This window comes from Pseudomonas sp. NFPP24 (assembly GCF_900112095.1).
Classification (GTDB): Bacteria; Pseudomonadota; Gammaproteobacteria; order Pseudomonadales; family Pseudomonadaceae; genus Aquipseudomonas; species Aquipseudomonas extremorientalis.
In genome coordinates, this window is sequence record NZ_FOKD01000001.1 from 308,899 (window position 1) to 321,628 (window position 12,730).

At 61.1% G+C, this 12,730-nt stretch carries 16 protein-coding genes; 3 read left to right on the forward strand and 13 right to left on the reverse strand.

Going from position 1 to position 12,730, the window contains the following annotated elements; translation table 11 throughout:
• Positions 1 to 17 precede the first annotated feature (17 nt).
• The 6 genes from BM026_RS01340 to exbB form a co-directional block, all read right to left on the reverse strand.
• Positions 18 to 548 carry an iron transporter gene (locus tag BM026_RS01340; protein WP_071488082.1) on the reverse strand — a complete coding sequence of 177 codons (531 nt, stop codon included), beginning with the start codon at positions 546 to 548 and terminating at the stop codon, positions 18 to 20.
• Positions 545 to 1,387, reverse strand: coding sequence for an FTR1 family iron permease (locus BM026_RS01345; protein WP_092241662.1), 843 nt, complete (start codon positions 1,385 to 1,387; stop codon positions 545 to 547). Before BM026_RS01345 ends, BM026_RS01340 begins: the two co-directional genes overlap by 4 nt.
• A gap of 3 nt (positions 1,388 to 1,390) precedes the next feature.
• Entirely contained in the window at positions 1,391 to 1,735 is a 345-nt protein-coding gene (locus BM026_RS01350) for a cupredoxin domain-containing protein (RefSeq protein ID WP_071488080.1), read from the reverse strand.
• A 182-nt stretch (positions 1,736 to 1,917) separates the two neighbouring features.
• A complete protein-coding gene (locus BM026_RS01355; RefSeq protein ID WP_093527167.1) occupies positions 1,918 to 2,667 on the reverse strand; it encodes a TonB family protein in 750 nt (249 codons plus the stop codon).
• Positions 2,664 to 3,089: a TonB system transport protein ExbD gene (gene exbD / locus BM026_RS01360; protein WP_003195519.1), complete on the reverse strand. Its 426-nt coding sequence runs from the start codon at positions 3,087 to 3,089 to the stop codon at positions 2,664 to 2,666. Before exbD ends, BM026_RS01355 begins: the two co-directional genes overlap by 4 nt.
• Positions 3,090 to 3,095: 6 nt before the next feature.
• Positions 3,096 to 4,076, reverse strand: coding sequence for a tonB-system energizer ExbB (gene exbB / locus BM026_RS01365; protein WP_092241664.1), 981 nt, complete (start codon positions 4,074 to 4,076; stop codon positions 3,096 to 3,098).
• 186 nt (positions 4,077 to 4,262) lie between these two features.
• Here exbB and BM026_RS01370 point away from each other — a divergent pair, with 186 nt between their 5' ends.
• On the forward strand, positions 4,263 to 5,114 hold the full coding sequence (locus BM026_RS01370; protein WP_093527169.1) for an SDR family oxidoreductase: 852 nt from the start codon (positions 4,263 to 4,265) through the stop codon (positions 5,112 to 5,114).
• A gap of 101 nt (positions 5,115 to 5,215) precedes the next feature.
• Here BM026_RS01370 and BM026_RS01375 read toward each other — a convergent pair whose 3' ends face one another.
• The 6 genes from BM026_RS01375 to BM026_RS01400 form a co-directional block, all read right to left on the reverse strand.
• Positions 5,216 to 5,959, reverse strand: a complete 744-nt coding sequence (locus tag BM026_RS01375; RefSeq protein WP_093527171.1) for a hypothetical protein — start codon at positions 5,957 to 5,959, stop codon at positions 5,216 to 5,218.
• A 56-nt stretch (positions 5,960 to 6,015) separates the two neighbouring features.
• Entirely contained in the window at positions 6,016 to 6,396 is a 381-nt protein-coding gene (locus tag BM026_RS01380; RefSeq protein ID WP_003176922.1) for a RidA family protein, read from the reverse strand.
• A 22-nt stretch (positions 6,397 to 6,418) separates the two neighbouring features.
• Positions 6,419 to 8,524 (reverse strand): bifunctional GTP diphosphokinase/guanosine-3',5'-bis pyrophosphate 3'-pyrophosphohydrolase, encoded by a 2,106-nt coding sequence (gene spoT, locus BM026_RS01385; RefSeq protein ID WP_058424246.1) that lies wholly within the window; start codon positions 8,522 to 8,524, stop codon positions 6,419 to 6,421.
• A 60-nt stretch (positions 8,525 to 8,584) separates the two neighbouring features.
• Complete coding sequence (rpoZ, locus tag BM026_RS01390) at positions 8,585 to 8,848, reverse strand: DNA-directed RNA polymerase subunit omega (RefSeq protein WP_003176920.1); 264 nt, start codon at positions 8,846 to 8,848, stop codon at positions 8,585 to 8,587.
• A gap of 167 nt (positions 8,849 to 9,015) precedes the next feature.
• On the reverse strand, positions 9,016 to 9,636 hold the full coding sequence (gene gmk, locus BM026_RS01395; protein WP_003213284.1) for a guanylate kinase: 621 nt from the start codon (positions 9,634 to 9,636) through the stop codon (positions 9,016 to 9,018).
• A gap of 10 nt (positions 9,637 to 9,646) precedes the next feature.
• Complete coding sequence (locus BM026_RS01400; RefSeq protein ID WP_093120383.1) at positions 9,647 to 10,510, reverse strand: YicC/YloC family endoribonuclease; 864 nt, start codon at positions 10,508 to 10,510, stop codon at positions 9,647 to 9,649.
• Between the two features lie 185 nt (positions 10,511 to 10,695).
• Between BM026_RS01400 and rph the strand changes: the two genes are divergently transcribed.
• Together rph and BM026_RS01410 are read left to right on the forward strand one after the other, a co-directional pair.
• On the forward strand, positions 10,696 to 11,418 hold the full coding sequence (gene rph / locus BM026_RS01405; protein ID WP_016975928.1) for a ribonuclease PH: 723 nt from the start codon (positions 10,696 to 10,698) through the stop codon (positions 11,416 to 11,418).
• 22 nt (positions 11,419 to 11,440) lie between these two features.
• Positions 11,441 to 11,812: a DUF4870 domain-containing protein gene (locus BM026_RS01410; RefSeq protein ID WP_071488075.1), complete on the forward strand. Its 372-nt coding sequence runs from the start codon at positions 11,441 to 11,443 to the stop codon at positions 11,810 to 11,812.
• Positions 11,813 to 11,870: 58 nt separating this feature from the next.
• Here the strand turns inward: BM026_RS01410 and BM026_RS01415 are convergent, their stop codons facing one another.
• Complete coding sequence (locus BM026_RS01415; protein WP_003195493.1) at positions 11,871 to 12,650, reverse strand: exodeoxyribonuclease III; 780 nt, start codon at positions 12,648 to 12,650, stop codon at positions 11,871 to 11,873.
• Positions 12,651 to 12,730: the final 80 nt, after the last annotated feature.

Here is a 12,730-nt window from a genome sequence, read left to right on the forward strand (position 1 = left end):
CGCAGGTGTTTTGCCGGTTATTTCTGCGGGTATTTGAAGGTGAAGGTCTCGGTGAAAGGACCCCACCATTCGGGTACGCCGGTTTCTTTGTCGACGTGGTGGAAGAAACCATTGATCTGCGGGCTCTCGTAGCGCAGCACCACGGTATAGGTGCCTGGGCCGTCCATCTTCACGTTATTCGCATAGTGGGCGCCGTCTTTGGCGACCATCGGCAGGAGCGTGCCGATTTGCTTGTAGTCCGGAGCGCCTTCCTTGACCAGGGAATAGGAGATGCTCAGGTAAGGTACCCATTCACCGTTGGACAGTCCGTACTTGTTGTCAGCGGTGGCATGCACATCGGTTTCAAGGTGCACCGAGTCCTTGTCCATGACCATGCCCGGTGGCATTGGCGCCATCTCGATTCCGGTGAGGTACGAGGAGGCGATTTCCATGTCGTGGGTCTGGACCGGGCCGCCGATGGGGTATTCACGGGCTTGGCTGAAGGCAGAAAAAGCCAGGGTGCTGGTCAGGACCAATGCAGCGGCCACAGGTTTGTGCAGGTGTTTCATGGGTGACGCTCCAGGGTGGGTGACGACGATTGAGTGGTGCGCGACTGCACAAGGCGGCTACCCAGTACCAACAGGGTAAGGGTGGTCACCCAGGCAAACAGTTGAACGCCCAGGGGGCGGTCGGTGTAGCCGGTCAGCGCTTGCAGCGCCCGACCGGTGAGGCTTGCGTCGGACACCAGCCAGGAGGTGTCCCACAACTCGTAGCCCCAGGCCGGGATCAGGTTGATACCGGCCAGGATCGCGGCGGCGCGGCCGGCCATTCCCGCCGCGAGTACGGCGATCATCCACGTGGTGACCGAGAACAGACGCTTGAGGCTGATCACCACCAGCCCGCGATACAGCAGCCACGACAGCACGCCGCCGCCGGCAATCCCGAGCATGCCGCCGATGAGCATCGTCAGGGGTTCGGTGTGGGTGGATGCAGCGATGCCATAGAGGAACAGCACGATTTCCGAGCCTTCGCGCAGCACGGCAACGGTGATCACGATGGCCAGTGCCCACAGGGTCTTCTCGCCGCGTTGCACCGCGGCGCCGCTTTCGCGCAGTTGAGTGGCGAGTTCGCGGCCATGGCTGCTCATCCACAGGTTGTGCCAGCCGAGCATGCACACCGCGACGATAAGGATGGCGGCGTTGAAGATTTCCTGGCCGAAACCGTCCAGGGCCTGGGTAATGGCGCCGGTGAACAGCGCGAGGATCGCCGCGCCGCCAACACCGGCAGCGATGCCGCCGATGATGTAGGTACTGCGCCGCGCCAGCCCCTGGGTGGCGGCCATGACGATACCGATGACGATGCCGGCTTCCAGCACTTCACGAAACACGATCAGCAGACAGGCCAGCATGACTTACTCCTTGGCCGCGACGACGGTGACGGTGCCTTTGGCCTGGTCGGGATGGTAGTCGTCGAAAAAGCTGTAGGTGCCTGGATGCATAGGGCCGGCGAAGACGGTAATAGTGTTGCCGGGCACGACGATCTTTTCGAACTTCATGTCGTAGCTTTCAAATTCGTCGACGGTGTCGTCGTTATTGGTGAGCTGGATGCGAAAGCGCTCGCCGGCCGGCACGGTGAAGCTGGCCGGCGTGAAGGTGTGGTTCTGCACGGTCAGGCTGACCAGTTGATCCGCATGGGCTGCGCAGGGGGCGCCAGCGATTGCGAGCAGGGCAAGCGTCAGGCGGGGAGGGCAGGACATGGCGAAAGGCCTCTCAAATGAGAATTGTTCGCGCATGATTGGTGGTGTATTGAAGTGTTACAAGTGAAGAACCATGACATTGGTTTCACATTCAGTCACGGTTCAGCTTGCGGGTCTGCAAGGCTTGAAATACGGGGGAGGGGAAATGCAATGGGCACCCGAGGGTGCCCATTGGGAGCGGCTCAGCGACGACGTTTCTCGATGTTGTACACGAACGGTGCAACGATCTCGATACTGCCACCCTTGAGCATGTCTGCCGGCGGCTTGGGCAGCGGCTGGGCACGCCGGATCATGTCCAGCGTGGCGCGGTCCAGGTCAGCGTTGCCGGAGCGGCCCACCAACTCGTAGGACAGCACGTTACCCTCGGCATCCACCACGAACTTCAGGCGGTTGAGGCCTTCCTTGCCACGTGCCTGGGCACCTGGCGGGTACTTCTTGTACTTCTGCAGGTGAGCCAGCAGGGTGCCTTCCCAGGACGCTTTGGCGGCGATCTGTTGCGGCGATGGGCCAGGAACGGGCTGGGCTGATTTTTCAGCCGGTGTCTGGGTCGGCGGAGCGTCGCTCGGCGGATCCTCGGAAGGTTTCTCCTTGGGCGGCTCGATTTTCTTCTCCACCGGCTTGGGCGGCTGCGGTTTGGGCTTGGGCTTGACCGGCTTGGGCACCTGGATCGTCGGCTTGGGTGCCTCGGCCAGTTTCGGCAGGGGCAGCTCTTCCACCGGTGCAGGCGGTTGCGGCGGCGTGACCACCTTGGGCGGTGCCGGCGGCGGTGGGGCTGGCATCGGTGCCAGGTCGATGACCATGGCAGCCGGTGGCAACTGCACCGTGCGCGGCGCCGACCAGTGAAGCGCGATAGCGATCGCGATGGCATGCACGCCCAGTACGACGGCGAGGCTGGTGCCATAACGCGTCAGTTTGTGGCGCGTCGTGATCATTTCTTGGCTGCCGTCTCGAGTCCGACCAGGCCTACCTTGAGGTAGCCGGCTGCCCGCAGGGCATCCATCACGCTCATCAGGTCGCCGTAGTCCACGCCTTTGTCAGCCTGGAAGAAGATCGTCGTGTCCTTCTTGCCCTGGGTCTTGGCGTCGAGCACCGGCCCCAGGGTTTCAGCCTTGACTTCTTCTTCACCCAGGAACAGGCGTTGGTCCGCCTTGACGCTGAGGAAGATCGGTTTCTCCGGCCGTGGCGCTGGTTTGGCGCTGGACGCGGGCAGGTCGACCTTGATGTCCACGGTGGCCAGCGGTGCCGCCACCATGAAGATGATCAGCAGCACCAACATCACGTCGATAAACGGCGTGACGTTGATTTCGTGGTTCTCGACGAGTTCGTCGTCGCCTTGATTCAAATGCAGGCCCATGGCCGATTACCCCACTTTCACCATGTGCGGTTGCGAGCTGCGCTCGGTAGGCAGGTGATCGAGGTCGCGGCTGACCAGCAGCAGGACTTCCGCCGACGCGTCCGATACCTGGGCCTTGTAGCCGGCAATCGAACGGGCAAAGACGTTGTAGATCACCACCGCAGGAATCGCGGCAACCAGGCCCAGGGCGGTGGCCAGCAGGGCTTCGGCGATGCCTGGGGCAACGACGGCGAGGTTGGTGGTCTGGGTTTTGGCGATGCCGATGAAGCTGTTCATGATGCCCCACACGGTACCGAACAAACCGACGAAGGGCGCGGTGGAACCGATGGTCGCCAGCACGCCGGTGCCGCTGCTCATGTTACGACCGCAGGCTGCCACCAGGCGCTCCAGGCGGAAGGCCACACGTTCCTTGATGCCTTCTTTTTCGCGGGTGTTGGCCGACAGGCGCATTTCTTCCAGCGCGTCGTGCACCAGGGTGTTGGCCAGGGTGCCTTTCTTGGTCGCGCTTTCGCTGGCTTCCTTGAGGGTGGTGGCCTTTTTCAGGTGGACGATTTCGGTGCGCAGACGACGCTTGGCGCCCAGCAGCTCGAAGCCTTTGGCGATCCAGATGGTCCAGGTGATGATCGAGGCGATGGCCAGGCCGATCATCACGGCTTTTACCACCACGTCAGCGTTCTGATACATGCCCCAGGGCGACAGGTCGTGGGCCATGCCCAGGGTGTTGTCTTCTTCCAGCACTACGCCGGTGTCGTCGGCGGCGGCAGGGTCAGCGGCCTGGGCCGGGTCGGTGGCAGCGGGTGCTGCGGCAGGTGCTGCCGGTGCCGCGGTGTTGTGCTCGGCAGCCGCGGGGGTGGCTGGTGCGGTGGCATCAGCGAAGGCGGCGGTCGGTGCCAGCAGTACGCTGAACAGCAGCGCAGCAATCGCGCGCCAGGCGCGGGATGGGCTGTGAAGCTTGGTTGGCGAAGCGGGGGTTGTATTACGTGTCATGCTGGCCGGACCTGAGTAAAAAAATGAGTGATCGTCCTTCCAGACCCAGGGGTCGAGGACAAATGGGTGGTTATTATTGCAAGTAATTCTTGTTAACAGAAGTAATACAGTAACTTTATTTGTGCTTTTTCTGGCCGTCTGTCATCTGCGAAGGCTAACCTAGACCTTTCTGTGCGGAGTTTTGTGATGTCAGCGCCTTCTGTTGTGATTGCCGGATGTGGCGATGTGGGGAGCCGGCTGGCCAGCCAATTGCTTGCCTCGGAATGGGAGGTATATGGCCTGCGCCGTGATATTTCGCGGCTTCCCGACGGCGTGATCGGCATTGCCGGTGACCTGTTCAAAAAGGATTGCCCCGACACCTGGCCGATTGGCGGGGTGGATTACCTGGTGTACTGCGCGGCTGCGACGGATCACGACGAGGCGGGCTACCGCGCCGCTTATGTAGAAGGGCTGAAACATGTGCTGGAGTGGCTGAGTGACTACGGCCAGGAACCCAAGCACCTGCTGTTCGTATCCAGCAGCAGCGTCTACGGGCAGCAGAATGGCGAGTGGGTCGACGAAACGTCGGAGACTCAAGCGAAAGGATATTCCGGGCAGGTGATGCTGGAAGCCGAGCAAGTGGCGCTCAATAGCGGCATCCCGGCGAGTGTCGTGCGGCTTACCGGCATCTATGGTCCTGGTCGCGAACGGCTGCTGACCCAGGTTCGCCAAGGCTATCGCGTGGCAATCGATCCACCTTTATATGGCAATCGCATTCATGCGGACGACGCGGCGGGGCTACTCGCCTTTTTGTTGCGCCATGTGGAAGAGGGCGGCTCGCTGGACAAGGTCTACATCGGTGTCGACGATGCACCTGCTCCACTGGCCGAAGTGGTGGGCTGGTTGCACGAATACCTGGGTGTGACTGAGTGGGCTGAGGATGCGAGTGTGCGGCGAGCGGGCAGCAAGCAGTGCAGCAATGCTCGGGTGAAGGCGTTGGGTTGGACGCCGACTTACCCGACCTTCCGCGAAGGCTACGCAGCAATTCTCAAAGGCTGAAACTCAAAACCCGATAGCAGCGTGTCAGACACCGTTGTAGTGGCTGATGCGCCGCCATCGGGGACAAGCCCCCTCCCACATTTGGATCTATGTTTGGTTGCTTATTGCTTTTCAAGCAGCCATTGGCGTGGGCCTGGTGTGAACGAGGGCACTTCATCCGCCTGCGCGGTGTTGATCGCCTGGAAGATTTCCAGCTGCTTGCCTTTGCGGGTAAAGATCCACGGGTTGCCCTGGCCGTTGAGCTGCAGCCAGATGCTGTCGTAGCCACCGCTCATTGAGGCGCAATCACCGGCCAGGCACAGCGAATACCGGTCCACATTGGGCAGGCCGGCGACCTTGCCGTCAGCCTGGAACTGCACGATGGCGCCGCTGCCGAAGCCGTCGCTGATCTTCCAGTCGCCGCCCAGGTAGGCTCCGTACAGCGCTCGCTCGAAGTTGGCACCCAAAGGTGCACCTTCCGGGGCCGAGTCTTTGGCGCGGGCAAACAGCTGTTCGGGCTCGTTGTCGTTGGCCACTTGCAGCAGTTGCTTGCCTTTGCGCTTGAGTTCGGTGGCGGAGCTGCCGTAGAAATCCACGCTCCACGCGCCGGACTGTTCACCCAGCAATTTGCCTTCCGCTACTTCAAAACCGTTGTAGTAGCGGGCCTGTGAAGCCTTGGTATTGACCTCCCACTCGAGGTTCGGGCCATAGCTCTGCAGGGCTTCACGCAAAGGGCCGCCCTTGGCTGCCGCATCGATGGCGACCTGGTTGATCCAGGTGCCGCTCACATCCCTGTCGGCAGGGTTACTGGCACAGCCGCCGAGCAACAGGGCGAGCATTGATGAGGCTACAAGCGCTTTGCGCATCATGAAATCCTTCTGAAACGAAGTCGGCGCAGCCTGTGGGGGCTGCGCCGGGTGTTTTACTCGATGACCAGGATCGCGTCCATCTCGACCTGCGCACCCTTTGGCAGGGCGGCAACGCCGATGGCGGCGCGGGCTGGATACGGCTGTTCGAAGTACTTGCCCATGATCTCGTTGACCTTGGCGAAGTGGCTCAGGTCGGTGAGGAAGATGTTCAGCTTGACGATGTCCTTGAACGAACCACCGGCTGCTTCAGCCACCGACTTGAGGTTTTCGAAGACCTGTACGGTCTGTGCTTCGAAGCCTTCCACCAGTTCCATGGTCTTCGGGTCCAGCGGGATCTGGCCGGACATGTAGACGGTGTTGCCCGCCTTGATCGCCTGGGAGTAAGTGCCGATGGCGGCAGGGGCTTTATCGCTGGTGATAACGGTCTTGGTCATGAATGACTCCTTGTAATGTGGGTTAGGCGCGCATGCGAGTGATGCGGATCACACCGGTCAAGGCACGCAGTTTCTTGATCACGCGGGCCAGGTGCACGCGGTCGTGTACGCTGACCACCAACTGGACCACGCTGATGCGGCCATCGCGCTCGTCCATGCTGATTTTTTCGATATTGCCGTCGGCTGCGTTGACGCTGCTGGCGAGCAGGGCGATCAGGCCGCGCTGGTGTTCCAGCTCCACCCGCAACTCGACGTTGAATTCGCCGGTGACATCCTTGGCCCACGAGAGCTGGATGCATTTTTCCGGGTTGTGGCGGATTTCGGTGATGTTGCGGCAGTTGTCCAGGTGCACCACCATGCCTTTGCCTGCGGACAAGTGGCCGACAATCGGGTCGCCCGGGATCGGCGTGCAGCACTTGGCGTAGCTGAGCACCAGGCCTTCGGTGCCGCGAATCGCCAGCGGGCCTTCCGGGCTTGGCAACTGTTCGCCTTCGCCGAGCAGGCGGCGGGCGACTACATAGGCCATGCGGTTGCCCAGGCCGATATCTTCCAGCAGGTCCTCGATGGTTTCCTGGCGGTACTCGTGGAGCATCGCTTGCACGCGTTCCTGCGGGATCTTGTCGAGGGCGCTGTCGAAACCGTTGAGCACCTTGTTCAGCAGGCGTTCGCCCAGGCTGATGGACTCGGAGCGGCGCTGCAATTTCAGCGCGTGACGGATGTGCGTGCGCGCCTTGCCGGTGACCACGAAGTTGAGCCACGCCGGGTTCGGGCGTGCGCCCGGTGCGCTGACGATCTCGACCGTGGAGCCACTTTGCAGCGGTTCGGACAGCGGTGCGAGACGACGATTGATCCGGCAGGCGATACAGCTGTTGCCCACATCGGTGTGCACCGCATAGGCAAAGTCGACCGCCGTGGAGCCCTTGGGCAGCTCCATGATCCGGCCTTTGGGCGTGAACACGTAGACCTCGTCCGGGAACAGGTCGATCTTCACGCTTTCGATAAATTCGAGGGAGTTGCCGGCGCGTTGCTGCATTTCCAGCACGCCTTTGACCCACTGGCGGGCGCGGGCGTGAGTGCCCTTGGGCTGCTCGTCGCCGCTGGACTTGTACAGCCAATGGGCGGCGATGCCGTTGTTGGCCATCTCTTCCATTTCGCGTGTGCGGATCTGGATCTCGATCGGCACCCCGTGCATGCCAAACAGCGTGGTATGCAGCGACTGATAGCCGTTGGCCTTGGGAATCGCGATGTAATCCTTGAAACGGCCCGGCAGGGGTTTGTACAAATTATGTACAGCGCCCAGCACGCGGTAGCAGGTGTCGACCTTGTCGACGATGATCCGGAACGCGTACACGTCCATGATTTCGTTGAAGGCCCGGCGCTTGCCGCGCATCTTCTTGTAGATGCCGTAGATATGCTTTTGCCGGCCGCTGACCTCGCCTTCGATCTCATCGATCGCCAGGCAATGGCTCAGCGACTCTTCGATCTTGTTGACGATTTCCTTGCGGTTGCCCCGGGCGCGCTTGACTGCCTGGTAGATGCGCGCCGAACGCATCGGGTGCATGGCCTTGAAGCCGAGGTCTTCGAACTCGATACGTATGGCGTGCATGCCCAACCGGTTGGCGATGGGCGCGTAGATTTCCAGGGTTTCCTTGGCAATGCGCCGGCGTTTTTCGCCGGACAGCACTTCCAGCGTGCGCATGTTGTGCAGCCGGTCGGCCAGTTTGACCAGGATCACGCGAATATCGCGGGCCATGGCCATGGCCATCTTCTGGAAGTTTTCCGCCTGGGCCTCGGCCTTGGTCTCGAAGTTCATCTGGGTCAGTTTGCTGACCCCGTCGACCAGTTCGGCCACGGTTTCGCCGAATTGCGCGCTGAGCGCTTCCTTGGCGATGCCGGTGTCTTCGATCACGTCATGCAGCATCGCGGCCATCAGGCTCTGATGGTCCATGTGCATGTCGGCAAGAATGTTTGCCACCGCAAGGGGATGGGTGACATACGCCTCGCCGCTACGGCGGCGTTGGCCGTCGTGGGCTTGTTCGGCGTAGAAATACGCTCGGCGGACCAGGTTGACCTGGTCTGGGCCGAGGTAGGCCGATAAGCGATCGGCGAGGGCGTCTATGCTCGGCAAAGTGTGAACTCCTGCCGTTGGCTGTGACCCCGCGCCGTGCTACGTCGACCAGGCATAGGCTTAGACGGCCTCGTTGGACTCGTCCTCGAACGCTGCAAACAGCGGTTCGTCTTCAACGATTTCAGCGTTGGCGATGAACTCGTAGCTCATCAGGCCTTCGGCGATTTCACGCAGGGCCACAACGGTAGGCTTGTCGTTTTCCCACTGGACCAGGGGCTCTTTGCCGCCAGTGGCCAGTTGACGGGCACGCTTGGTAGAGAGCATGACCAGCTCAAAGCGGTTATCCACGTGTTCTAGGCAGTCTTCAACGGTTACGCGGGCCATGGTATTCCTCGGAGCGAATGCAAGATGCGCGCTGCCCGGTTGGGCGAGCGGACTAAACAGTTTAAAAAATCACCAGCGTTTAGGGAAGCGCTGATTTTTCGCAGGCCCTCGCAAAACCGCTACAAGCGCCAATGTAAAGCCCTTGCAGCGGTTTTGGGAAGAGCCAATCAACCGAGCAGTTCGGCGAGTAATTTGCCGAAACGCTGTTGCTGACGCTTTTGCTGGAGCTGATTGGCGCGGAAAATCGCCTTCAAATCGTCCAGCGCGTGGGCAAAATCGTCGTTGATGATCAGGTAGTCGTAGTCGACGTAGTGGCTCATTTCGCTGACGGCTTCACGCATCCGGCCTTCGATGATCTCGTCGCTGTCCTGGCCGCGGTTGGTCAGGCGCTGATGCAAGGCTTCAAGCGACGGCGGCAGGATAAAGATCGAGCGTGCCTTGGGCATCAGCTGGCGCACTTGTTCGGCACCTTGCCAGTCGATTTCCAGGATCAGGTCGTGGCCTTCGTCCAGGGTCTGCTGCAAGTGGCTTTGCGAAGTGCCATAGAGGTTGCCGAACACTTCGGCGCGCTCCAGGAAGTCGCCGTGTTCGATCATCTTGACGAACTCGGTGCGCTCGACGAAGTGATAGTGCACGCCGTTCACCTCGCCCGGGCGCATGGCGCGGGTGGTGTGGGAGACCGAGATGCGGATCTGCTCGTCAGCGTCGGTCAGGGCCTTGACCAGGCTGCTCTTGCCTGCGCCAGAAGGCGCGGAAATGATGTAAAGGGTGCCGGTGCTGTGGGTCATGGAGGTTGCCTTACTCAATATTCTGTACTTGTTCGCGCATCTGCTCGATCAACACCTTGAGGTTGACCGCAGCCGTGGTGCTGCGCGGATCGAAAGCCTTGGAGCCCAGTGTATTGGCTTCGCGGTTGAGTTCCTGCATCAGGAAGTCCAGGCGCCGACCGGCGGCGCCGCCGGACTTGAGCACGCGGCGTACTTCGAGGATGTGGGTGCTCAGGCGGTCCAGTTCTTCGGCCACATCGCTCTTCTGCGCCAGCAGCACCATTTCCTGCTCCAGGCGCACCGGGTCGAGATCGGCCTTCATGTCGGTGAAGCGGTCGAGGACCTTCTGGCGCTGGGTGGCAAGCATCTGCGGGACCAACTCGCGCAGGGTGACCACGTCTTCTTCGATCGAGGTCAGGCGCTCGCTGATCAGGCGGGCCAACTCGGCGCCTTCACGCTCGCGGCCGGCCTTGAGCTCCTTCAAACCCTGATTGAACAGGGCGAGGGCTTCGGCGTTGAGCGCCTGCGGGTCGGTGGCGTCGGCCACCAGCACGCCGGGCCAGGCCAGCACTTCCAGGGGGTTGAGCGCGGCCGGCTGCTTGATCAGACCGGCGATGGTTTCGGCGGCGGCGACCAATTGCGCGGCGCGGTCGCGGTCAACCTGCAGCGGCTTGCCGGTGGTTTCTTCGGTAAAGCGCAGGGTGCATTCCAGCTTGCCGCGGGAAATGCCCTGGCGCAGCGCTTCACGCACAGCGCCTTCGAGGTCGCGGAACGATTCCGGCAGACGCAGATGCGGCTCCAGGTAGCGGCTGTTGACCGAGCGCAGTTCCCAGCTCAGGGTGCCTTGTGCGCCGGCTTTTTCGACGCGGGCAAAGGCGGTCATGCTGTGCACCATGGAGGTACCTCGCGTTGCAGCCCTTTAAATGCGGGCTGATGATTGGGAAGGCGCAGGATTGTAGCGCAGTGGGGCGAGTGCGCCCAAACCCGGGCATTCGTAACTGGATTTTTTAGCAGTGCCCCGAATCGGCCCGCGGCTCTATAATGCTCGGCAGTTTTTCGTCCTCAGTACAGGTGTTCCCTATGAAACGTCCAAGTGGTCGCGCTGCCGATCAGCTCCGCTCGATCCGCATCACCCGCAACTACACCAAACACGCCGAGGGATCCGTACTGGTCGAGTTTGGCGATACCAAGGTGATCTGCACCGTCAGCGTCGAAAACGGCGTGCCGCGCTTCCTTAAAGGCCAGGGCCAGGGCTGGCTGACCGCCGAGTACGGCATGCTGCCGCGCGCCACCGGCGAGCGTAATCAGCGTGAAGCCAGCCGTGGCAAGCAAGGCGGCCGCACCCTGGAAATCCAGCGCCTGATCGGCCGTTCACTGCGCGCCGCCCTGGACATGTCCAAGCTGGGCGACGTGACCCTGTACGTCGACTGCGATGTGATCCAGGCTGACGGCGGTACGCGCACTGCGTCCATCACCGGTGCCATGGTGGCCCTGGTTGACGCGCTGAAAGTGATCAAGAAGCGTGGCGGCCTCAAGGGCGGTGACCCGCTCAAGCAAATGATCGCCGCTGTTTCGGTGGGCATGTACCAGGGCGAGCCAGTGCTGGACCTGGACTACCTGGAAGACTCGGCCGCCGAGACCGACCTGAACGTGGTGATGACCAGCACCGGTGGTTTCATCGAAGTGCAAGGCACCGCCGAAGGCGCCCCGTTCCAGCCGGCTGAATTGAACGCGATGCTGGCCCTGGCCCAGAAAGGCATGACAGAGATCTTCGAACTGCAGAACGCCGCCCTGGCTGACTGAGCCCACCTCAAGGAGAAGCGCCATGAATGACAGCAGCCAAATGCCTGTGCCGACGCCTTCCTACGAAGTGCGCCAGGGCGCAATGTTGTGTCATCTCGCGGCGTTTCTGGGTTTCGTGTTCCCCTTCGGCAGCGTCGTGGGGCCACTGATCCTGTGGCAGATGAAGAAAGAAGTGGACCCGTTCATTGATGATCAGGGCAAGGAAGCCCTGAACTTCCAGATCACCGTCGCCATCGCCTGGATCGCTTGCATTGTGCTGGCCTTCGCAGTGATCGGTTTTTTCCTGATGGTTGCCCTGGCAATCGCCACGGTGGTGCTGACCATCATTGGTAGCATCAAGGCCAACAAGGGGATCGCTTACCGCTACCCCTTGACCTGGCGAGTGATCAAATAGTGAACAGGCACAAAAAAACCGACAGCGATGTCGGTTTTTTTGTGCCTGGGAAAAGACCTCAGATGGTCAATGTCCAGTCGTAGTCCACGATCAGCGGCGCGTGCTGCGAGAATCGCGGCTGGCGCGGCAGGCGTGCGCTGCGAACGAACCGGCGCAGGCCCGGGGTCAGCAGTTGGTAGTCGAAGCGCCAGCCCAGGTTGAGCATCTCAGCCTGTTCGTTATCCGGCCACCAGCTGTACTGGTCGCCTTCGCGGCTGACTTCGCGCAGGGCATCCACATAGCCCATGTTGCCGACAATCTCGTCCATCCAGGCCCGTTCCGGCGCCAGGAAACCCGGGGATTGCTGGCTGTCGCGCCAGTTCTTGATATCCAGCTTCTGTTGCGCCACGTACAGCGAGCCACAATAAATGTACTCGCGACGTTTGCGTCGCTGTTTATCCAGGTAACGGGCGAAATCGTCCATTAGCTTGAACTTCTGGTTCAAGTCTTCATCGCCGTTCTGCCCCGAAGGAAGCAGCAAGGTCGCGATGCTGACCTTGTCGAAATCGGCTTGCAGGTAGCGCCCGTAGCGGTCGGCTGTCTCGAAGCCGAGGCCGCTGATGACCGCCTTGGGTTGCAACCGCGAATACAAAGCCACGCCACCTTGGGTGGGCACTTCGGCATCGCAGGCATAAAGGAAGTAGCCATCCAGTTGGAAGGCTGGGTCGTCCAGTTCAAAGGCGGAGGCGCGGGTATCCTGCAGGCAGATGACGTCGGCATTCTGGGCTTGCAGCCAACTGAGCAAACCACGCTCGACTGCAGCCTGAATACCATTAACGTTCACACTGATGATCCGCATAAATGGCCCCAAAAATCGCGTGCGTGTATGATACACGCCGTCTACCTAATTAGCTAAATCCGTGGTATCTGAGGCTTTTT